Annotated in this window: 22 protein-coding genes and 1 pseudogene; 5 read left to right on the top strand and 18 right to left on the bottom strand. The window is 49.2% G+C overall.

Annotation, left to right across the window (positions count from 1 at the left end):
• Nucleotides 1-467: 467 nt before the first annotated feature.
• The 13 genes from ACO0LF_RS28745 to ACO0LF_RS28685 form a co-directional block, all read right to left on the bottom strand.
• Nucleotides 468-875: a PRTRC system ThiF family protein gene (locus ACO0LF_RS28745; RefSeq protein ID WP_423020385.1), complete on the bottom strand. Its 408-nt coding sequence runs from the start codon at nt 873-875 to the stop codon at nt 468-470.
• Nucleotides 856-1,101, bottom strand: a complete 246-nt coding sequence (locus ACO0LF_RS28740) for a Mov34/MPN/PAD-1 family protein (RefSeq protein WP_423020383.1) — start codon at nt 1,099-1,101, stop codon at nt 856-858. The genes ACO0LF_RS28745 and ACO0LF_RS28740 overlap by 20 nt, the downstream gene beginning before the upstream one ends.
• Nucleotides 1,095-1,511 (bottom strand): PRTRC system protein A, encoded by a 417-nt coding sequence (locus ACO0LF_RS28735; RefSeq protein ID WP_423020381.1) that lies wholly within the window; start codon nt 1,509-1,511, stop codon nt 1,095-1,097. Before ACO0LF_RS28735 ends, ACO0LF_RS28740 begins: the two co-directional genes overlap by 7 nt.
• Nucleotides 1,501-2,097, bottom strand: a complete 597-nt coding sequence (locus ACO0LF_RS28730) for a PRTRC system protein B (RefSeq protein WP_423020452.1) — start codon at nt 2,095-2,097, stop codon at nt 1,501-1,503. Before ACO0LF_RS28730 ends, ACO0LF_RS28735 begins: the two co-directional genes overlap by 11 nt.
• Before the next feature lie 595 nt (nt 2,098-2,692).
• Nucleotides 2,693-3,358 carry a hypothetical protein gene (locus tag ACO0LF_RS28725; protein WP_423020379.1) on the bottom strand — a complete coding sequence of 222 codons (666 nt, stop codon included), beginning with the start codon at nt 3,356-3,358 and terminating at the stop codon, nt 2,693-2,695.
• A 116-nt stretch (nt 3,359-3,474) separates the two neighbouring features.
• A complete protein-coding gene (locus ACO0LF_RS28720; protein WP_423020377.1) occupies nt 3,475-3,684 on the bottom strand; it encodes a PRTRC system protein C in 210 nt (69 codons plus the stop codon).
• 14 nt (nt 3,685-3,698) lie between these two features.
• On the bottom strand, nt 3,699-4,163 hold the full coding sequence (locus ACO0LF_RS28715; protein WP_423020450.1) for a PRTRC system protein E: 465 nt from the start codon (nt 4,161-4,163) through the stop codon (nt 3,699-3,701).
• A 59-nt stretch (nt 4,164-4,222) separates the two neighbouring features.
• The gene (locus tag ACO0LF_RS28710) at nt 4,223-4,804 is read right to left on the bottom strand and encodes a hypothetical protein (RefSeq protein ID WP_423020375.1); all 582 of its coding nucleotides are present in this window, start codon (nt 4,802-4,804) and stop codon (nt 4,223-4,225) included.
• Nucleotides 4,791-5,186 (bottom strand): hypothetical protein, encoded by a 396-nt coding sequence (locus ACO0LF_RS28705; protein WP_423020373.1) that lies wholly within the window; start codon nt 5,184-5,186, stop codon nt 4,791-4,793. The genes ACO0LF_RS28710 and ACO0LF_RS28705 overlap by 14 nt, the downstream gene beginning before the upstream one ends.
• A gap of 18 nt (nt 5,187-5,204) precedes the next feature.
• Nucleotides 5,205-5,846, bottom strand: a complete 642-nt coding sequence (locus ACO0LF_RS28700) for a ParB/RepB/Spo0J family partition protein (RefSeq protein ID WP_423020371.1) — start codon at nt 5,844-5,846, stop codon at nt 5,205-5,207.
• A gap of 330 nt (nt 5,847-6,176) precedes the next feature.
• Nucleotides 6,177-7,220: an IS481 family transposase gene (locus ACO0LF_RS28695; protein WP_422941270.1), complete on the bottom strand. Its 1,044-nt coding sequence runs from the start codon at nt 7,218-7,220 to the stop codon at nt 6,177-6,179.
• Nucleotides 7,221-7,415: 195 nt separating this feature from the next.
• The gene (locus ACO0LF_RS28690) at nt 7,416-8,606 is read right to left on the bottom strand and encodes a tyrosine-type recombinase/integrase (RefSeq protein WP_423020369.1); all 1,191 of its coding nucleotides are present in this window, start codon (nt 8,604-8,606) and stop codon (nt 7,416-7,418) included.
• Nucleotides 8,607-8,649: 43 nt separating this feature from the next.
• Nucleotides 8,650-10,050: a Fic family protein gene (locus ACO0LF_RS28685; protein ID WP_423020367.1), complete on the bottom strand. Its 1,401-nt coding sequence runs from the start codon at nt 10,048-10,050 to the stop codon at nt 8,650-8,652.
• A 632-nt stretch (nt 10,051-10,682) separates the two neighbouring features.
• Here ACO0LF_RS28685 and tnpA point away from each other — a divergent pair.
• On the top strand, nt 10,683-10,991 hold the full coding sequence (tnpA, locus tag ACO0LF_RS28680) for an IS66 family insertion sequence element accessory protein TnpA (RefSeq protein ID WP_423020365.1): 309 nt from the start codon (nt 10,683-10,685) through the stop codon (nt 10,989-10,991).
• Entirely contained in the window at nt 10,979-11,329 is a 351-nt protein-coding gene (gene tnpB, locus ACO0LF_RS28675; protein ID WP_423020363.1) for an IS66 family insertion sequence element accessory protein TnpB, read from the top strand. The genes tnpA and tnpB overlap by 13 nt, the downstream gene beginning before the upstream one ends.
• A gap of 856 nt (nt 11,330-12,185) precedes the next feature.
• On the opposite strand, the gene ACO0LF_RS28670 is transcribed toward tnpB, so the two are convergent.
• Complete coding sequence (locus ACO0LF_RS28670) at nt 12,186-12,605, bottom strand: energy transducer TonB (protein ID WP_423020362.1); 420 nt, start codon at nt 12,603-12,605, stop codon at nt 12,186-12,188.
• Between the two features lie 487 nt (nt 12,606-13,092).
• Between ACO0LF_RS28670 and ACO0LF_RS28665 the strand changes: the two genes are divergently transcribed.
• The gene (locus ACO0LF_RS28665) at nt 13,093-14,163 is read left to right on the top strand and encodes a DNA-binding protein (protein WP_423020360.1); all 1,071 of its coding nucleotides are present in this window, start codon (nt 13,093-13,095) and stop codon (nt 14,161-14,163) included.
• Between the two features lie 55 nt (nt 14,164-14,218).
• Here ACO0LF_RS28665 and ACO0LF_RS28660 read toward each other — a convergent pair.
• A pseudogene (locus ACO0LF_RS28660) lies at nt 14,219-14,446 on the bottom strand (Tn3 family transposase); the annotation flags it as partial.
• A gap of 280 nt (nt 14,447-14,726) precedes the next feature.
• Between ACO0LF_RS28660 and ACO0LF_RS28655 the strand changes: the two are divergent.
• Nucleotides 14,727-15,227, top strand: coding sequence for a DUF6988 family protein (locus ACO0LF_RS28655; protein WP_423020358.1), 501 nt, complete (start codon nt 14,727-14,729; stop codon nt 15,225-15,227).
• A 254-nt stretch (nt 15,228-15,481) separates the two neighbouring features.
• Here the strand turns inward: ACO0LF_RS28655 and ACO0LF_RS28650 are convergent, their stop codons facing one another.
• The 3 genes from ACO0LF_RS28650 to ACO0LF_RS28640 form a co-directional block, all read right to left on the bottom strand.
• Nucleotides 15,482-15,859, bottom strand: a complete 378-nt coding sequence (locus ACO0LF_RS28650) for a hypothetical protein (protein ID WP_423020356.1) — start codon at nt 15,857-15,859, stop codon at nt 15,482-15,484.
• A 2-nt stretch (nt 15,860-15,861) separates the two neighbouring features.
• Nucleotides 15,862-17,049 carry a cation:proton antiporter gene (locus tag ACO0LF_RS28645; RefSeq protein WP_423020354.1) on the bottom strand — a complete coding sequence of 396 codons (1,188 nt, stop codon included), beginning with the start codon at nt 17,047-17,049 and terminating at the stop codon, nt 15,862-15,864.
• Nucleotides 17,050-17,215: 166 nt separating this feature from the next.
• Nucleotides 17,216-18,151: an aldo/keto reductase gene (locus ACO0LF_RS28640; protein ID WP_423020448.1), complete on the bottom strand. Its 936-nt coding sequence runs from the start codon at nt 18,149-18,151 to the stop codon at nt 17,216-17,218.
• Between ACO0LF_RS28640 and ACO0LF_RS28635 the strand changes: the two genes are divergently transcribed.
• On the top strand, nt 18,150-19,256 hold a 1,107-nt coding region (locus ACO0LF_RS28635; RefSeq protein ID WP_423020352.1), incomplete at its 3' end, for a PAS domain-containing protein. The two genes, ACO0LF_RS28640 and ACO0LF_RS28635, sit on opposite strands and share 2 nt — an antisense overlap.

Below are 19,256 nucleotides of genomic sequence, written 5' to 3'. Positions count from 1 at the left end.
ACTCAGCAAACCGTCCCTACTAGGGACGTTTACCCGACGGTTTGAATTAAAAATTGGACGAAAAAAAAGGAGTTTCCGCTCCTTTTTCTTTTATGCTGCCATCTTGAAAGGTCCACATCCAACCTTGACCACATATCATAGCAAATCGGAATTGGGTTGATCCTGTTCAGTTTAAGGTTTATGAAACAACCATGATCCCGTATTTTCCTGAATCTAAATAACTCGAATAGAATATTGCAGGCCATGCTTGATACGATTGAATTGATGAAGAGTGATTGTTTCTCAAGTGCGTCAGCGAGACTGCAGCTGGGTATCTCGTCCTTCTCATCCAATGCAGGATTTATCATTTCTGGATACAAGTCGGCAATGTGGGGCAGTCTAGGGTCGACCTCTTGGGATATATGTCCAATTTCGCCTAAGATCACTTGGCCAGCATTAAGCATATTTCTGCAGTCCAACCAATAAGCCTAGCTTCCATTGCTTGCAGCGTCAAAAATAGCAAGTCGCGCTTTTCTTGTGTCCACACAACCAACTATGAGGTCAACGTCGGCCAAATCAGTTTCTGAAGTTACCTTTTCAAATTCGCTTTCCCAGTTAAGACCAAAACCTAAGTTGATCCTGTTGATGACAACAGGTGCTTTGAAATTTCCTATATCGCCATGATAGAAAGCCTGGCGGGCTACGTTGCTTTCTGAGACAACAACATCGTCGTCATACAGGGGCACAGACAAACCACCAGGGTGACCTAGCTCGACCATTGCGTGGTGAAGCCTGGCCAAACCGGTCATTATTTGTGATCTTGTGCCACCTGCACCCACCACGGCGACCTTGATAATGTGATCGAACAAGCCCCATCTAATAGTATGTTCCATCATTATTCTGTTCCTGTAATTTAATTTGATTGTTAAATTTTTTTGGCATCATTGGAATAAAAATGCCGTTGATACATAGTCGAAACTTGGCATTGCAGTGAATTTCACCATCAGCGCTTTTTGTGAAACTAATCACAGCAGCGATTTTGGTGGTGTCCTTGTCGTCAAGATTGTCCTTGGCACTGAAGAACGCCGGGTAAAATCCATGCGAGTGAATGTCGATTACCAAGGTTTCGTCATCCCTTGGGGGGGCGAACGGTAATCAAAATTTTCATGATTGACAAATAATCCCTGAAGCATTTCCAGTCTCCACTCACCGGTTTCCTGGTTTAAGAAGATCGATGCTGCAGATTCATTTGGTAGTACGTCCTTCGATGCCTGGGCAAATTGGTTGATAACACTCGTGGGTAGTAGCGGTAGATCCAATTCCTCTTGCACACTCGCATATGGAATTTGTGGGTAAGAAGTTTCGGCAATACGCCGCACTACGTATAGCCATGGCCGACGTAGTTCCAACCATAGGCCGTTGGAGCCTAGAAGAAAGCGATGGCCTGTTTGCTCCAAGGAAACGTGGGGACCGAATTTCGGGTACGCGACTGTTGGAACATTTTGCTGAATGAAAAAGTCATTAGGGTGCATGTTGGCTACCCTCCTTGATGAAGGTTGCGATGGAGAGACCAGTCGGAGGAAGCACCTCCATAGTTAAGTCCCCGGGTCGTGTTTTGATTAATGACTTCCAAAGCGCGGCACGGGTTCTACCGTCAGTTAGTTGACTGTTTTTGGATTTATAGTTGTTGTGTGTGAACGCAGATGAAAAAAATGCCGCTTTCCACTGATCCACCTTCTTTCGGTTTTTTGGTACCCTGGTTGAGCCAACGCAGATTTGATGGTTGTCCCACACATTAAAAAAGGGCGAGAAAAATACCTTGCTTGTCGGTTCGGGACGGAACGTCCCTTCTACCGCAAAGACGTACCAGTTCGATTCGATCAGGGCAAAAACCAAGCCTGGAAGTTCAATCTCTGCATTGATATTTGACATCTTGTCGGCGCCAGAATTAAAGAAAACTCGCTGCTTGCCCGGCGGGACCCACCAAATAACATTGTTGTCGTCTTGAGTGAGGATGTTGATCGGCAAAAAATCCAACTCATTTTTGACCTTTTGGCCAATTACGAGTTTGATGAATTTCCGTATGCTTCGCTGGGAAGCCAATCTTCCTTCCTTGATTGTGGCTTTCCATTGAGTTGTTCCACGTCGTGGACGGAAATAACTAGGTCACTACTGGCTTTGGAGGAGTAAAACAATATGGCTTTAGTTAATTCCACCAAAGTACTATTGCTGGTCAGTGTGTTCTTTATCATGATTATTTTGATTGAATTCGTTTAGTGAAGAGAGCATGTTGTCCAGGGCAGCGATCAGTTCCAATCCTGTGCAGAGTTCGTCCCAAGATGCCTTGGCTTCCTTAGGATCGCTATGTCTGAAAATGCTCTGATGCAGGGACTCCGTATAGCTGTCCGCACAAGGATTGAATTCGTGATTGAGAAGATCGTCGTGTAGTTGTTCGGTCGGATCTGCATCAAAAAATGAAAGCTAGGCGACGTCCCAAATGCTCTCATTGCTGAGCAAACACCCCAAATTGGCCTTGTCAGCACTGTATTTCTCAGCGAGCGGCAATGCAGCATTGATCACAGCCTTGACCATGACTGGAGTAGTTTCCTTGCAGTAAATTGTGTGAGTTTTGTAGGGTGACAGCTCGGCTTTGGCAGAGATAATCCATGGATAAGGAAATTTTTCTTGTTCCCCTTTACGCTAGTATTTTCCGCTATAAATTCTGACAAGTCTTTCTCATATAAATTTCATAGAAGCTGTCCTCATCGTCCTCCTCACTTGGTTCTGAAAGAATTCGGATGACTTGGTATTCAAACCGCTCAAGAAGATTTTTGTATGTGCTTACTCCGAGACTTTTGCGACTGCAGTTTTCCAGCGCAGCGTAAATGGTTTCGGTGAGGTAGGAATGGCAGGCATTGAGTTGTTCAATGGCGCTGTCTATTCTTAATTCGTTCTGGCATACGCTGTTTGCTAGTTCTATTTCAAGGATTGTGCAATTTCCAGGACCAATTATTTTTGTTACATTTTGCACATCCCAGCTATCGTTTTGATAGGTCATCCATTTCTCAGGATTGTTCCAGGTGAAACTGAGATGGATTTTTTTCAGCTCACCAGTTACTTTGAGACACTCTCTGTTGAGTACCAGGGCGAGAGTCTTTTCCAGTGAAAAGTGTTTTTGCCTATCGTCAGGGGTAATTAGCCCTATCTCTGCCAGGTTCCTTGCAAGGCTTATTACGGAGCTATCAGTTCCGCTACCAAAGGCAACAGGAACGGAATGTTCCAAATCAGGCAAACTCAGAATGGAGGAGGGAGTGCGAGTTGTGAGGCATTCTGTTCTGGGTGTGGTGAGGCTTGTATAGTACTCAAAAGGTTTGCGCATTTTTCCATTTCCTTTTTTTGTTGGGCAATCAGAATAAAAACAGGCACCCTAGGTGCCTGTTCTGTTTCCATTGACTGGGATTGACTTAGCCAATCTTCAATCGATGGGTTCGTGACTTATCCCTTTCCGCCAGCGGCTTTATAGAATTTGTAGTGATGAACATTGTTCTTGAGGTCTGGGCCATCGATGCTCGCATTGAGCAACTCTGGATAGATCAACGAAAAGTGTTCTTTCACCTGCTCTGGTGTCATATGGCTAGCAGGGTCGTCCAGCTTCATGCCGTTGTATTTGAATTTTCTGGTGATGGGATTTACTGTGAGTGCCATGGGTCTTGCCTTCCTTAGAACAGATTAATTTCGTCAAGTGGATTGGCGGAAGATGCTGTCGTTGCGGAATCGCTGTCTTCAGCTTGCTGCGTTTCTGCTGGAGCCGCCGAGTTGCTATCGCCTTCTTCGTTCTGTTCTTCTTCGCTATCGTCTGCTTCTGTTGTGGAAGCTGAAGGTTTGTTTTTTGCAGCAGCTTTGCCAGAGGCCTTTTTGTTGGCCAACTGTAGTCGTTCCGCTTCCAGCAAGGCTTTGGTTGTCTCAATCTGTTCGAGAATGGCTTGGTTGCCACCGACATAAGAAAGAATGGTTGCTTCAAACCCGGCATCGAGTTCTTGGGCTGAACCTTTAAGCACCATCGGGGTACGCAGACCATCCGTGGCACCAGGTAAAGGAACAGGATGTACCTGCACGTTGACCAATCCGCCGTCCAAAGTCATCAGAAGGTGGAGGGATTTGCATTGCTGCAAGAAAGGTAAGATTGTCTGAAAATTGCTTATGGAAATTCCTTTTTTTGAAAGTGGTGAATGTGTGTTTGTCTTTATTTGATGGGGTATTTCATGACCTTCGGAAGAACCTCGTCGAATGAGAAGCCGCTCTTCATCAAGCTGGTGATGAATTTTTCTTTTGGTTTGCTCATCAAACTGCTGAAAGTCTTGCCCAGGTGTTTGACCAGGCCTGTTAGGCATTTTTGTCGTTGTTGCTCGTCCAGCTTATTTGCCAGACTGGCAGACTCTTTGATGCCTTTGACTTTTGCTGCCGGGCTGCCGGTCATGGTGCCCAATGCATCACGAATCTTGGAAGAATCGACCTTGCTCAGGGTGTTGGTCATCGCCAGCGTAAAGAGAATGTCGACGCTTTCCTTGGATCGCGTCCTGATCACTGATTTTTCCGCCGAACGCCAAATTCCAACCCGGTAGTCTTTAATCCTTTGGGATTCAATGACGGACGTGGTTGTTGCTTTTGGTGTCGCCGCGCTAGTAGGCGTAGATTTGCCAGTACTGCTGCTGGAAGACGTCTGTGTAGTCTTGCCTGCTTCCGTGGAAGATTGTTCGGTGGCGACTGGTTGAGTAGCCGCAACGTTTGCAGCCGCTTTCCGGCATGGCAAATCAAGTTGAAACACTGATTCTTGAATGGCTTACCGAAGCTGTCTGGGAGTTTTGAGATGGCACTCCGTAGTCTGCGCAGCTCCTGCATGCTTCTGCCTGGTCTGCGCCTACACCAGTTGCACCATCTGGTTGGATCTTGATGACGGTGTGTTTTTCTCCTACGTTGATAAAGCGGACAGTCGGGAATTCGTCTGCTAGGGCAAGCTTCCTGATTTCCAGTTCTTCATCGGTTTTTTTGTCGAAGCAGCTGGGGTTTGAGCATGCGCCAGTTCCAATATTTTCGGCAAACAGGCTCGCCTGCAGGTCACTGTTATGAGGACACGCAGCACAGTCTTTTTTGTCAAAAATGGCATTGGCCATGGTCTTGGCATTTTTGAGTATCCATTCCTTGACCATGCTCTCCGTGAGTTTCTTCTACTGGATGATGGCCAGGACCGCAGCTTGCTTTTCTTTGGGTAGTGTTGCCAGGAGCTCGGCTATTCCCAGGCTGATTTGCCGGGAATTGAGGGCTACTTGTGCGATGTCGATGAGTGCCAAAATAGCGAGGCGTGTGTCCAGTTTGGAACGCGTCCATCCAAGATATTTGGCCGTTGCATCGCGGTTGTTGCCAAGCGCGCCCAGTAACTTGGAGGCGTGGTTGCCTTCTTCGGTCAGTGAGGGATTTTCTCGATGGTAGTTTTCGATTAGGGCTGCAGCCCTGCGTTGCGTGAGATTCAGTCTCATGAATCGCACCGGCATGTTGTAGTTTTCGCCTAATTGTGTCCTGGCGCTACGGGTGCGACGGCCGCCAACGAAAACAATCAAATCGCTTTCTTCATCGACTGCGATCAATACCGGTGTTTGGACGCCGTGTTCTTTGATACTTTGGTCGAAACCGTCATTGGAATCGTAGTCAAATACAGTCCGTGGATTTTCTTTTGTTTGAAGATATTTGAGAGGCACCGTGGTCGTATTTTCATCGACGACCTGGCCGTTTGAAAGGCGGTAGGGGAGGGTAGTGTTGACTACTCCTTGAATGGCTGGAGTCGACACTTCTTGGATAGTTGCTTCGATCATTATTTCCTCGTTTTGAAAGGCGCGGAAACAATGCATCCGACGGGAGCGATTGTTCCCGAGAGTCTTTTGTGGAGTAGGTGCCGGTAAACGGCGGTGAAAAGCTTGAGCGTCAGCTCATCAATAGATGGCTATAGATGAACGATGATTTTTGAAAAGAGGGGGAGCTGTTAAGACTACGGCAATACCATCCATACCAGAGGGAAGGGTATTCTTCGACATTTGCTTTAGGTGACTACTTTTGAATTTCATGCCTTTCAAGGCTTAAAATGTAGTAGTTGCGCCCCGATCTGACAGTCACCCGGTTTGAAGTGCGGAATTGTCAGATCAAATTCAGTTATTTAGTTTTGTGATTTTATCGTGCCACGCCTCCTTTCCGTCAATTAGTGTTTGAATTGGTGTACGACCACAACACATTTTTCCTTGATGAGTACGTTCGTGATTGTAGTAATACAGCCAGTCATCAAGGTCTTTCTGCAACTCATCAATCGACAAGTAAATCTTTTTCCGGAACGTGACCTGGTAAAATTCATTCAGAATGGTTTTATGGAAGCGCTCGCAGATGCCGTTGGTCTGAGGGTGACGCACCTTGGTTTTCGTGTGTTCGATTTCATTTAACGCAAGATAGAGTTGATAATCGTGCGACTCTGGCCTGCCGCAGTACTCGGTTCCCCGATCAGTCAAGATTCGAATTAAGCCCATTTCGTATTCGGCGAAGAGCGGCAATACCTTGTCATTGAGTAGGTCAGCAGCCGTAATCGGGGTTTTGGTACTGTAGAGTTTGGCTGTAGCAACCTTCGAATAGGTATCAACAAATGTCTGCTGGTAAATACGCCCAACGCCCTTGATAGTGCCAACGTAAAAAGTATCCTGACTGCCAAGATAACCAGGATGTGCAGTTTCAATTTCACCGACTGCCACGTCGTCATCCTGCTTACGTTCGAGAGCGACAACTTGAGCTTCAGTCAGAACTTCACCCGTTTGGGCAACATGCTTCTCTAGCGCTGAGAGCCGCTTCTTAAACGATTCGAGATCGTGTCGCAGCCAGACTGAACGCACGCCAGAGGGCGACACAAACACTCCACGTCGACGTAGCTCATTGGAAACTCTAACCTGACCAAATGCTGGCTGTTCAATTGCAAACGCTTTAACTGCGTCTTCAACGACATCATCAACACGATTGCGCAGATTTGGCTTCCTCCGGTTGGAATCGATCAGAGCTTCAACTCCACCGCTCTCAACGGCAGACTGATAACGGTAAAATGTGTCCCTCGAAAAACCCATTACTTTGCAGGCTCGGGACACGTTACCTAGTTCGGCAGCAAGGTTGAGCAGCCCAACCTTGTGTTTAATGACGTTTTGAGAAATACTATTCATGAGATTACTCCTATGGCACTTTCGTGCTGGTTTTATAAAGATTCGCACCTCTATCAAACCGGGTAATCTCTCCTTTTGCAAGGACCTTCTGTCAGATCAAATCGAAACTAATACATTTAAAAATAATAACATTGTTTTTATTGGACGTGCAACTATTGAGCTGATAACGATAGCTAATTGGACTTTACCGGACTCTCATTCCTTCAGTTCACCTTGGGATCTCCGTATATGCACCTGGTCGCGGTTTTCTTTGTGACGAAGCTTTTCCTCATCATGCAGATATTTCGAGGTAGTAGCGATTGAGTTGTGCCGCGCATTCGCCTTGATAGTCACAATGTTCATGCCGGCCTGTGCCTGGTGGGTGAGGGCGGTATGCCGCATCCAATGTGTAGAGGCATCACGTAACCTAGCAGAAATATCAAACTGTTTTCGCAAATCCGCCTCAGCCGCAGCCTTGCGCATGGTTTTTGTTACTGTCCGATAAATGACGCTGTCACTAAGCCGTTCTTCACTTGGTCCATTGCTGCGGAAGAACAGCGCAATGTTTTCTCCAGGGGAGGGGAGGGGGCTTAGTCCGTTCAACATCCTGTATCGCTTAATCCATCCCAACAATTCTGGCGTAATCGGGATTTCCCCTTCTTTTTCACCTTTACCTACGACGTGCCACCACCAGTAACCATCATCATCCTGACGTAGATCACCCATGGTCGCCTGTGCCACGTCTGAGAGGCGAGCAGCAGTGACATATAGTAGGCTGAAGAGCATTTGGATACGCAGTTTGTCGCGTTGCTGTCTGTCGGTTATTTCCGGCCAGGTTTCCAGCCAATCCCAAAAGAATTCCCAAGTAGTCATCGGCAAATAACGACTCGGGCGCTTGATTTGACTTGATCTTTTCTGGCGGACGATGGCCAGCGGGTTGCCAGCCAGATACCTGGCATTGACCAACCAGATCATCATCGCGTTTAAGATGACCTTTGCTTGTTTGATGCTGCTTGGCTTGAGGGGGGCACGCAGGGGTGCCCATTCTGGTGATTCTCTTTCTACTCTGGCCGTGCTTACCCAATGCGTTGGCGGACTGGCCAGGAATTTAAAGTACTCTTCAAAATCATCTGTCACCAGACTGGATAAGGGTTTTTTTTGTTCCAGGACTGCCCACAGTAACAGGCGCAGCGCTTCCTTTTCATAGGCACGGTAAGTATGCGATTCCGCATCAAAATTCCGCAACCAGGCTTTGATGGCTTCTGAGTCGTTACTGGCAGTGATCCATGGAGTCAACGTTGCCCGGTTGATGCCTGATGTTCCGTCGAGGGTGGAAGCAGGGGCATTTTCCAGTTTGCTTAGGGCAAAGAAGGGCGCGGGAGTAGCTGTTTCTTCGATCTCTGGCATAGTTTCGGTTAATTCGTCTGCTTGATCATAAAGTGAATCTCAATCATGTCGCACCGCCATGTTTCTCCTGCCAGGCGGCAAACTCCAGAGGCCTGAGACCAAAACGAACAGCATTGCCGGCATGCAGGGTTTTGAATTCTGCCAGCGCCAATTCGATGAAATGATCCTTGTCCGCATCGGTAACCTGATCAGGTATTTTTGCACGTACGGCCGCCTCTGTGGCAAATGCGTCGCTGCGAACAATGGCCGCTACCAGCTCTGCCAACGCCTGGCGGTAGCGCAGACGAAAGATGTCGGGTGGAACCAGGTTTTGTTTCACGGCGACATATTGCTGACAAGAGCGTTCATACGCCCACACAAAAACATCGAGCAAAAGGTCGACGCGATTTAGCTCATACACCCCAAGCATGGCATCGACATAGGCTTGCTGCGGCGAATCGATAAAGGACAGGGGGCACAGGTTGTGGCGGATGAAAGGAATATTGGCTGCTAGCCTTGAGACTCGTTTATTGACGTCTTCAAAGGGCTGCAGATAGGGTAGGTGGACCATCAAGAAAAAAGCTTGCTCGAATGGATCTTGAATCTCTGCAGCCATCTTGATGACTATGCCAAATAATTCTTCCAGGCGCTGTGGCAAGGCGACAGGCAAATACACGCTGCCGGCTATTTCCACGGCACGGCTACGGATACGGCCGCAAGCCGAAGGATCAGCCATTAATCCATCTGACAAGAAGGCATGTAAGGCAATAATCGTGTCCGTATTTAGTTGTGCATGCTCTGGATTGCACACCAGATATTCGATGGCCTCTTTGTGGTTCAGGATCATCTGGGTTTCGAATGCATTCTTACCTTCGGCGGCCTGGCCGAATTCGATCAGCCGCTCTGTATCGAGACGACTGTAGGTGTTCCCTTCAAGTTGTGAAGAGGCCCACGAAAGATCGATTAGCAAGCGATTCAGCACGTCACGGGCGAAGGTGCCAGCGGGGGCCTGTTCAGCTGGTGAACGTCCCAGCTTGTGTAGTTGCTCGCGCAGGCCCAGGGGGACGTAAGCTGTCAGGTTGGGGTGGTACTGTTCGAGAAATTCAAGCTTGTAGCCAACCGGCGTGCGTAACTGACGCGACTGACGCACGTAGGCTTTAATCTTTTCGCTTTCCGGAGAAATGGGTACATACATCTCGGAAGACGCCGTGCCTGCCGTCGTGACCTGGTTGCCATTTGATGCTTCTGGCACCGTTTGGCTGCGCATATAGCGTAATGCACGACTTCCTCCGCTAGATTGGATGCGGCCTTGGTCTATGAGGAGAGCCAGCCTGCGCTGTAAGGTACGGCGTGGGATTTGATCACTCAGGGCTTGTAAGAGGGCGTCTATGCCAATACCGTCGTCATGCAAGGAAATCAGCTCAACCAGGTGTTCAAGCTCTTGGGGGAGGGTGGGTTTTTGCATTTTTGGGTCTGCATAGCGCTGTTCATGCCATTATCGCGCCAAATAAAGTGGCGCGCAAATGAATTTGTGCCATTTTATGCGCCAGATTGTTGGCGCGAAATGTCAATGTGGCATATTGCCTAATGCCTGGTTCTATGGCCATCGCAATCTGTGCAATTGCGAATGCGACAAAGCTAAATTCTTTTGGTGCTACGGTTTTGGCCAAAGCACCACAGCCAAAATGGAATGGCGTAAAAGGCATATTTTTTGTTATTTAATTGATAATTAAACATAGCAAATTATGCGGAATCTTAGATATTCTGATTTATTGCTCTCTCTGTTCTAGGTTCAACATATTCTGAGTGTTTCCTTATGATATGTACTTTCTATTTGAGTTTTTGCGCAGTCTTCTTTGAAGAGGCTACTCGAAATCGCTGAAATCCAACTGTTTCGTTGTCTTGTGCTTTTTTAAATCTAGTATTTGTACGGCTAGATTCTTGATAATTTTGACCTGGCAACCCTGGCTTACGTTGATCGTTGGATTTTACAGTTACGATAAGTTTCCCGTTCACATCTTTGTAAGCGCTCAACCGTCCCATCTATAAAAATGTAATGTGGTTAGTGATACTTCAATTTTCGAATTGGAGATCCAGATGAATAATGAAGCCCGTAGAGCGCAGTGGAAAGTCCGCATAGAGAAATGGAGACAAAGCGGCCTCAGCCAGGCGGCCTTTGCCAGAGAGCACAGTCTCGACATCAAGCGAATGGGGTATTGGGCAAGAAGCTTTACCCAGCACGACAAGCCTAAGTCCTTGGTGGCGGTGGCCATTAAACCCGCATTCTCTACGATGCCAACGACACAGTCAGCGCTGACGCTGCGCAGTCCCAGCGGCTGGACCGTTACGTTGCCATCGGATCTGCCCGCAGCTTGGCTGAGCGAGTTGTTGCAATGTCTGCAATGAGCCTGACGCCGGATGCGGTGTGGCTGGCTGTGTCGCCGGTTGACATGCGCCTGGGCATCGATGGTCTGTCATTACAAGTCCAGCAAGCACTGGGGTGCGCACCTTGTAATGGCACCGCCTACCTCTTCACCAACCGTCGGCGTAATAGCCTCAAACTCATCGCCTGGGACAGCAACGGTGTGTGGCTATGCCAGCGGCGCTTGCATCGCGACCACTTCGTCTGGCCACAGCCGGGTGACAAGGTGTGCGAACTGAGCCAAGCGCAATGGCAATGGCTCATTGCAGGCGTCGACTGGCAGCGCTTGACAGCGGAGCCGTCAGCACAGTGGCAGTTGTAAACAAGATACAGGCTGGGCTGTAAGGCATAGGCAGGCAAGCAAGCAACATTCCGTTAACATAACAACATGGATTTGCTCACTGAACTGGCCCTCAAGAATAACGACCCCGCCGTGATAGCGCAGGTACACGCCCTCTTGGAGCAGGTGGAGCGATCCTCGCAACTGATCGCTTCACAATCGGCCGAACTCGCCTTAAAGGATGGTGTCATCAAGAATGTCCATCTTAAGATCGACGCCCTGACGTTGGAATTGGCGCATCACCGCCGCATGCGTTTTGCCCATAAAACGAGGCCTTCTCCCCTGAACAACGCGACTTGTTCCAAGAAACCTGGAATACCGACCTGGCCGCAATGGAAGCGGAGCTGGAGCAAGCGAAGATATCCCTGGCCTATACCGCCAACAAACCAACCGCTATCTTTTGTGAGCCCTGACTCTTCTGCCCCCTAGCCTTGGGTTTTGCCAGTGTTCGCAATGATGCGTTTTATGCAAGAAATTTTTCAAAGTCCGGTAAGCTGGGGTGCAACAAGTCTGAATAGATTGCACTGGCATCGCATCCACTAATGTTCTGGTATGCCTAATGGCCAGGTTTAGCCGAGTTCACGTACTTTGCGCATGAACTCATGAAGATCGTGGCGGCCGCGAGACATAAGTATGTAGGTACGGCCTTGGTCTATGAGGAGAACCAGCCTGCGCTGTAAGGTACCGCGTGGAATTTGATCACTGAGGGCTTGTAAGAGGGCGTCTATGCCAATTCTATCTCTGAAACTGCAGTGAGTTTGCACGCAATTGAGCACTGTTAAATGTGATGTTAACGCAGAACTTTTTTCAGTTCTGCGGTAGCTAGTCGGTTAATACGTTAGTCCTCATCCAAATTCCAGCGGTATTTTATATAGGCCCATGCCCTTTCTGGTTTTCCATCCTTTATCGTTGGTGCAAACCTGCACTTTCCAATGCCATCTAATGCTGCTGAGTCAAGTATCCTAAACCCACTCGAGGCATAAATTTTCTTGTCAACAACACTTCCATCAATCTCAATTAGTAGTTGCATACGAGTTGTTCCGGTAGCGTTATTAGAAACTGCTTCAGGCGGGTAAGTTATATGACAATCTTTGCTATTCGCACGAAATGCACGTACTTGCGCCTTTGGAAATACTGGAGAATCAGGCTTCATTGCTTGGTTGGATTTGGGTGATAACTGCTCATCAGCAGCAAAATTGTCAGCGCAAGCGCACAGAGTGGCAACGGTTAGCAAAATGGTTTGTGAAATTTTCTTCATTTTCTTGCGATTTCGAAAAGCAATCTTCTCGGCTAAAATTTTGAGAGACGATCAGTTTAATGGTGTCTTTTAATACTGCTGAGTTTATTTTTCCGTCTTTATAAAAGACTCGAAAAAGCATGCTAACAACAATATGGCCGCCGTGAAACATTCACTTCGATCATTTGAGCTTCTCAACTTCCCGGAAAGCCTTACCAGATAAGGCTTTCATCTAAATTTCGCATCTATTTTCGCTCGAATGTTTCACGCGGATACTCGTTTCCAATGTAGTTGTAACTTATACAAAAGGAATTCATCTTAAATAATTCATGATAAGTAAGATAATCATGCAAATGTTAGTTTAAACGTAATGATATTGACGATTTAAAATAATATATTTATTATTTAGGTGTGCTTAAAAAGAAAATTCTCTTCTTTTGCGGGTTGTCGCCGATTTCATTAAGCTAATGGCAATTTTTTTTAGCTTTTCTTCCTTCAGGAAATGTATATGTCCACTTCTGTCCTGTCCGACCGTTCTTACACCAGGCGTGAAGCAGTCTGGGCTGCGTGTAATGCCCTGGCTGCTGCATCACAAAAGCCATCGGTTTCTAAAATGCGCGGTTATTACAAAGGGGGATCGGATACGGACGTTCAGGCCGATATCCACGCCTGGTATGAGCGTTTGTTCAGTCATCACTGTGCGCAAACGGCTGGCCAGGGGATGCCAGATGAAGTGGCGGAGCTCATGCGGCAGTTATGGGCGACGGCCACCGCGGCGGCTCAAGGGCATCTCGCCCACGAAAAGTCCTTGTTGAACCAGGAGCGTGCGCAGTTCACACAGGAGCATGCCCAAATGGTTGAGCTTGTTCAGGAGAAACAAAGACATCTGGAGCAAGTGCAAGACGAATTGGCTGATCAGACGACGAGCCTGGCGGTTTCTCAGGAGCGCTTGCAGCAGGCCTTGCAAATGAGTGATGGCCTGAAAGCGGAACAAGGTGTGCTTTTACAAAGGCTGGAGGCTATGCAGCAGGCGATTGACGAGCGCGACAGGCGGCATATGGAGGTGATGCAGCAACTGTCATCCCAATACCAAGACAGCCAGGCCAATCTGAATGCGGACCATAAGAGCCGGTTGGCGGAGTTTGAAGCGGCCGGTGTCCAGAATGAGCAGCGCTATCGTGGGATGGAGCGGCATATGCTGCAGCAGATTGAAGAGGCCCGAGCCAAGTCGTTGCATTGGGAGGGTGAAGCGCTTTCTCTGCGTTCCAGAAATCAGACCGAGGTAGATCTGGTGAAAAGTCAGTTGCAAAATGCACGTTCGACGATCGACGCGTCCAGGGGGGAAATTAATGCGCTCAAGGGGCAGTTGACAGCCTTTAATTTACAGAGGGATGCGATGATCAAGGAATTGGCTTTGGCGTCAGTTGTGGCCTCCACTACCCTGGTCGTGGAAGAAGATTGGCGGCAATTGGATTTGCCGGATGGTGGCGTTCTTGAAGAGGAGCTGAAAATGACGGGCAACGGAAACATCGGGGAAATTGGTCCAAAGGAAACGGATCCGGATGGGATTGGTGAATAGCAATTCAGAAATGGATCCTTACCGGGGTTCTAAGCCGGAACCCCAGAAAATTGCGTCACCGCAATTCCATCCCGGCAAGAAGCGCGTCCTGGTCAATCATATTACCGCCGCTCTGGCATGTGTAGTGTCGGTTAAGCAGCATGTGCCATCAGGCCGCCGGCGACATCCGGGTGATCAACGCCACGGTCTTGGCGTTGCCGCTGGACTCGCACTTCGTCAGCAGGTGCTACAGGATGGCCGAGTTGTAGTAGATGATCACGTTCGCGATCAGGCGGCTTGCCTTTGTCGGTTTGCAATCGACGACCAGAGCTGGTCACCCTCCCTGTCACTAATTGAGTAATAGCATTGATTTCTAGGTGATAGGCAATGATCAGTAATGCACCTGCGCCGGAACAAAGTCATCATTGCCTGCTAGGGGTACCGTAAGGATTTCTTCGTAAATGAGTAACATCCCCATTTTTAATATTGACAAATAATTAAGTTAAAATGAAAATCGATATACCATAGCAGGGAGGCTGGAAATTCAGCTCGCCCGCACTACTACATAATTTAGTGGATCTTCCATGTCATTCTCATCGTCAATGGCTCTAGCAAAAGAGTTCGGAATTTGGTTGTATGAAAAAATGAACGAACGCCAATTTTCCGGTGGTGATCAAGAGCTGACCAGCGTCTCAAACTTTCAAAATTGCCTAGGTATCTGTGATGCAATTGTCGTCCTATTGGAGGCAAGACTTCCTGGGCCAAGCCTTGCCCTTGCACGGCCGCTTTTTGAGGGTTACGTACGTGCTTTCTGGCTTAGCAAGTTTGCATCAGACGCTGAAATATCGGCATTTAAGCAAGGGAATTGTCCAAACTGTCGTGGATTATTGAACGCAATTGGCACCGATGCCGAATTCGGTGCAGCTTGGATTCACAGCATGTACAAGGCAAATTTTCCAGCATTTCACGGCCTAACCCACGGCGGTCATGAACACGTATTTCGCAGATGTACAGGCAACTCAGTAGAACCCAACTATCCTGAAGGCGAACTGGAAGAACTGGTTGAACTAAGCACAGAAATATGACTACGGAGCGGCATTGAGTTTCTGTCACTCATCCAAGACGAAGCGACCGTTGATTCACTCTTAGAAAAAGCTAAAACCCTTGGCTTACGTAGCGTGTCGCCTTAACATCCCTGCCCTTCATAGGGAAAGTGTACTTGGCAGGCCATCCAGCAGAGTGAGTATTTTCATTGAGCCGGCCACCGTTTTTCATCCAAGGGAACCGCCCTTTTGCATTTCAAAAATGACAGGCTTTTGCATTGAACAAGCCACCCATTTTAGTATTCGCGGTCGCCGCCTGCGCTCAGCTCGGCCCAGTCAAGCTCCCTGACCAATATGCGGTAAGCGTCGTCACCTATAATATCTGTGCGGCGCAATTCTGTCGCTTCCCTGCGAGCAAGCCCAATAAGATCTCGCCGCAGTGGCCCTCCAGGAACATCATCAAACGGTGCATCTGATGAGTTCCCAGTGTTGAGATCAAGCAATGCGGTGTATTCCTTGCGCAGCAGTTGCGCAGGTAGGGAATCATTGCCCTTGAGGTAATCAAGCACTACTTGATAGGCACGCGCCCGACCAAAGCGGACCTCGCGTGTTACTGGGTCATCGTCAATGAGGCCAAGGCGACGAATCAACAGCTTGATGGTGAGCCCCTGCAACACTAAGGTCTCCCAAGCACAACTGCAAATGCGCACATCAGGATCAGGTTACGGTACGGGAACGGCATGCCGTTCGGCAAAGTCCCTGGAATCGCAAATGCTGCGGCAAGCGTGACAATTCCGCGCATCCCAGCCCAAGATACGACAAAGCCGCTGGCGAACGTTGGCTTGCCGCTGTCGTCGGTGTTAGAGCGGTCAAATAGCCGTCTTTTGATGACTGTGTATCCCATGACCCAAGCAAACCGCGCCGCAATCGTCACAATGAGGACTACGCCAGCCGTCATCAGCGCATCAGTTCGTTCGCTGCCCACTTCCAGCCTCTCCCAGATGGGGCGGAGTTGTAATCCGATCAATCCAAACGCAAAGGCGTTGAGGATAAAGACAACCGTCTCCCACACTGCAAAGACCGGTATACGCATGCGTGCCGAGATATTTGGTCCGCTGTACCGTGCCATTGTCATTGCAAAGGCAACAAGGGTAAGAATGCCTGACAGGCCAATTTCTTCCGCAGCGATCCAGACGCCGAAGGTGCATGCGAATTGCAAAATGACAGAGATCGATACGTCACGCACGAAGCTGAACAAAGGACGAATCGCAAAAGCACATGCGATACCCGCAGCAAGACTGCCAAAAACGGTCAACAGAAACACGGGCGCGAAACTGCTTATCCCAAATGTCCCTGTTATTGCACTCATGATTGCAAGGCGATACACGAGAAGTGCACTCGCATCATTGAGCAGGCTTTCACCTTCCAGGATTTTCAGAAGCCGGTGTGGCAACTTGACCTGCCTCATCACCGCTGTTGCTGCTGCGGCATCTGGCGGCGCAACGATAGCACCGAGGGCGATAGCGACTCGCCAAGGCATCCCAGGTATGAGCCACTTGGCAGCAATTGCAACCGCAATCACTGTAGTCCCGACTGCCGCAATGACCAGGCCTGCTACAGGCCGCCAGTTGGCACGAAGGTCACGCAACGAAGTGTCATAGGCAGCATCCAGGAGCACTGGCGCGACGAAGAGCGTCAGGGCGAGATGCGGGTCTAGCGTCCAGTTTGGACTTCCCGGAATGAAGGCTAACAAAACACCGCCGAGGGCTAAAAATGTCGGGTAGGGAGCGCCAATCTTTTGTGCGAGAGCCGCGAGCAGCGCTGCGCCCAATAATAACGCGATGATCCATTCAAAAATTGCCATGGTCGTAGTCTTCCTTGACTAGGATGCCTTACTGGTTCGACCTTCTATGTAACTACCAACAATACATCAGTAGCCAGTAGAACAAGTGAAAATCTTCACGTGTTTGTGTATGACTAAAATTCCGCAAGCGTAGGCTGAATGTCAGATACGTAATGATGCAAAAACGTCAGCGTCTTGGCTGCGCCTCAATATCTGAGAATGCAAGCACGTTATCAGGAAGCCGGGCACCTTGAATTTGAATCGCTGCCGTAGCGGCGTTCAGCTCGGCTAGCTCTGATTGCGAGAACTGTACTTCAATCGCGCCGATATTGTCGAGCAAATGTGGCAGTTGCGTTGTACCTGGGATCGGCACTATCCACGGCTTCTGAGCCATGAGCCAAGCCAGCGCAATCAGGGCTGGCGTTGTATTTTTTCGGTTCGCCCAGCTCCATAGCAGCTTCACGAGCGCCAGATTTTGTGGCAAGTTTTCAGGCGAAAACCTGGTTTCGATCTTGCGGATGTCACCTTCCGCGAACCGCGTCTTTGCATCAATGGCACCTGTAAGGAACCCAACCCCAAGAGGGCTCCATGGCACGAAACCGATGCCAAGCTCCTCGCAAAGGGATAGAACCCATTTTTCTGGACCTCGCCACAACATTGAATATTCATTCTGAACGGCCGTAACGCGCTGCTCAGCATGCGCGCGGCGAAGCGTGTCTGCCCCCATCTCGCTGAGACCCCAGTGCAGCACCTTGCCCTGAGTCATGAGATCTTTGACCGCGCCGGCAACGTCCTCGATCGGGACATTTGGATCGACACGGTGTTGATAAAGGAGATCGATTCGATCGGTGCGAAGGCGCCTGAGCATGCCTTCAACCGCCAGCTTGATATGTTCAGGACGACTATTGAGCCCCGGCCGACGCTCGCCAGTCTGAAGATCGATGTTCCAACCGAACTTTGAGGTGAGAACGACCTTGTTGCGAATTGGTGCCACACCTTCGCCAAGTATACGTTCCACCTCATGCGGACCATATGCTTCGGCTGCATCGAAGAACGTGACACCACTATCAAACGCTGCCCGTTTATCGGAGGCGACTGCCGTACAGGCTGAAGCAAGCCGGATGTTGGGTGAATACCTGGGAGCAAACCGTGTTGTTTATTTTGAGATCACTGGCGATGAATATTTGATCGAGCGGGACTACACTTCAGGCGTCTTGCCGCTCGCGGGTCGCTATCCGGTTTCTTCCTTCGGCCCCACTGTGCTCGCCAGCTTGCTTAAGGGACGTACTTTAGTTGAGACAGATGCGACAGTAGAGCCTGATCGGTCAGCCAGCGAACGCGCCGCGTTTTTTGCCATACAGGTGAAAGGGCATGTCGACGTTCCACTGATTAAAAACGGCCGGTTCGCGGCCGGGATGACTGTCCACGTATCTGACGCACGAAACTGGAGCAAACAAGAAGTAGCTTTAATTGAGGATACCGCAGAGCGTACCTGGGCGGCGCTTGAACGGGTTCGCGCTGAGACTGCGTTGCAACAAAGCGAGGAGCGGTTCGCATTCGTCCGCCGAAGCAGCGGTGTCGGGTTCTGGTATTGCGACTTGCCCTTCGACGTGCTGCAATGGGATGATTTGGTGAAGGAGCATTTCCACCTGCCGCCTGATGCCAGTGTAACGATACAAAAGTTTTACGAATTGATCCATACAGATGACAGGGAGCCAACCCGCCTGGCCATAGAAGCAAGCATCGCGGGAAGAACTCCCTACAAGGTGGATTACCGTACGGTCAACCCGGACACCGGAGCGTTCAAGTGGATACGGGCGATTGGACGAACATTTTACGCCGCCGACGGCACCCCAACCCGTTTCGACGGAGTGACACTTGACGTCAGCGACCAGAAGCAGGCCGAGGAAAATTTGAAGGAAAGTGAACAGCGGTTTCGACTATTGGCTGATGCCGCACCTGTTTTAATCTGGGTCAGCGGAACAGACAAGTTGCGCTCCTGGTTCAATTTTCATTGGCTGGCCTTCACAGGTAGTTCGATGGCCCAGGAGACCGGTCATGGCTGGATCGAGGGTGTCCACCCAGATGACCTCAACAACTGCCTCCAAAGCTACAATGCAGCACTCAACGCCCGAAAACCTTTCACAATAGAGTACCGTCTGCGTCAATATGACGGGGAGTTCCGCTGGTTGATTGATAATGGTGTACCGCGCTTCACGTCGGCAGGC

It is taken from the genome of Undibacterium sp. Di27W, assembly GCF_049340345.1.
Taxonomy (GTDB): domain Bacteria; phylum Pseudomonadota; class Gammaproteobacteria; order Burkholderiales; family Burkholderiaceae_D; genus Undibacterium.
Note: the sequence above shows the minus strand (reverse complement) of the source record. Positions and strands in the feature narration are given on the sequence as shown.

Excerpts from the sequence above, each read along its gene's own strand:
- ACO0LF_RS28745 (WP_423020385.1), bottom strand. The coding sequence starts at position 875 with ATGATGGAACATACTATTAGATGGGGCTTGTTCGATCACATTATCAAG.
- ACO0LF_RS28735 (WP_423020381.1), bottom strand. The coding sequence starts at position 1,511 with ATGCACCCTAATGACTTTTTCATTCAGCAAAATGTTCCAACAGTCGCG.
- ACO0LF_RS28725 (WP_423020379.1), bottom strand. The coding sequence starts at position 3,358 with ATGCGCAAACCTTTTGAGTACTATACAAGCCTCACCACACCCAGAACA.
- ACO0LF_RS28720 (WP_423020377.1), bottom strand. The coding sequence starts at position 3,684 with ATGGCACTCACAGTAAATCCCATCACCAGAAAATTCAAATACAACGGC.
- ACO0LF_RS28705 (WP_423020373.1), bottom strand. The coding sequence starts at position 5,186 with ATGGTCAAGGAATGGATACTCAAAAATGCCAAGACCATGGCCAATGCC.
- ACO0LF_RS28700 (WP_423020371.1), bottom strand. The coding sequence starts at position 5,846 with ATGATCGAAGCAACTATCCAAGAAGTGTCGACTCCAGCCATTCAAGGA.
- ACO0LF_RS28695 (WP_422941270.1), bottom strand. The coding sequence starts at position 7,220 with ATGAATAGTATTTCTCAAAACGTCATTAAACACAAGGTTGGGCTGCTC.
- ACO0LF_RS28690 (WP_423020369.1), bottom strand. The coding sequence starts at position 8,606 with ATGCCAGAGATCGAAGAAACAGCTACTCCCGCGCCCTTCTTTGCCCTA.
- ACO0LF_RS28685 (WP_423020367.1), bottom strand. The coding sequence starts at position 10,050 with ATGCAAAAACCCACCCTCCCCCAAGAGCTTGAACACCTGGTTGAGCTG.
- tnpA (WP_423020365.1), top strand. The coding sequence starts at position 10,683 with ATGAATAATGAAGCCCGTAGAGCGCAGTGGAAAGTCCGCATAGAGAAA.
- tnpB (WP_423020363.1), top strand. The coding sequence starts at position 10,979 with ATGTCTGCAATGAGCCTGACGCCGGATGCGGTGTGGCTGGCTGTGTCG.
- ACO0LF_RS28670 (WP_423020362.1), bottom strand. The coding sequence starts at position 12,605 with ATGAAGAAAATTTCACAAACCATTTTGCTAACCGTTGCCACTCTGTGC.
- ACO0LF_RS28665 (WP_423020360.1), top strand. The coding sequence starts at position 13,093 with ATGTCCACTTCTGTCCTGTCCGACCGTTCTTACACCAGGCGTGAAGCA.
- ACO0LF_RS28655 (WP_423020358.1), top strand. The coding sequence starts at position 14,727 with ATGTCATTCTCATCGTCAATGGCTCTAGCAAAAGAGTTCGGAATTTGG.
- ACO0LF_RS28645 (WP_423020354.1), bottom strand. The coding sequence starts at position 17,049 with ATGGCAATTTTTGAATGGATCATCGCGTTATTATTGGGCGCAGCGCTG.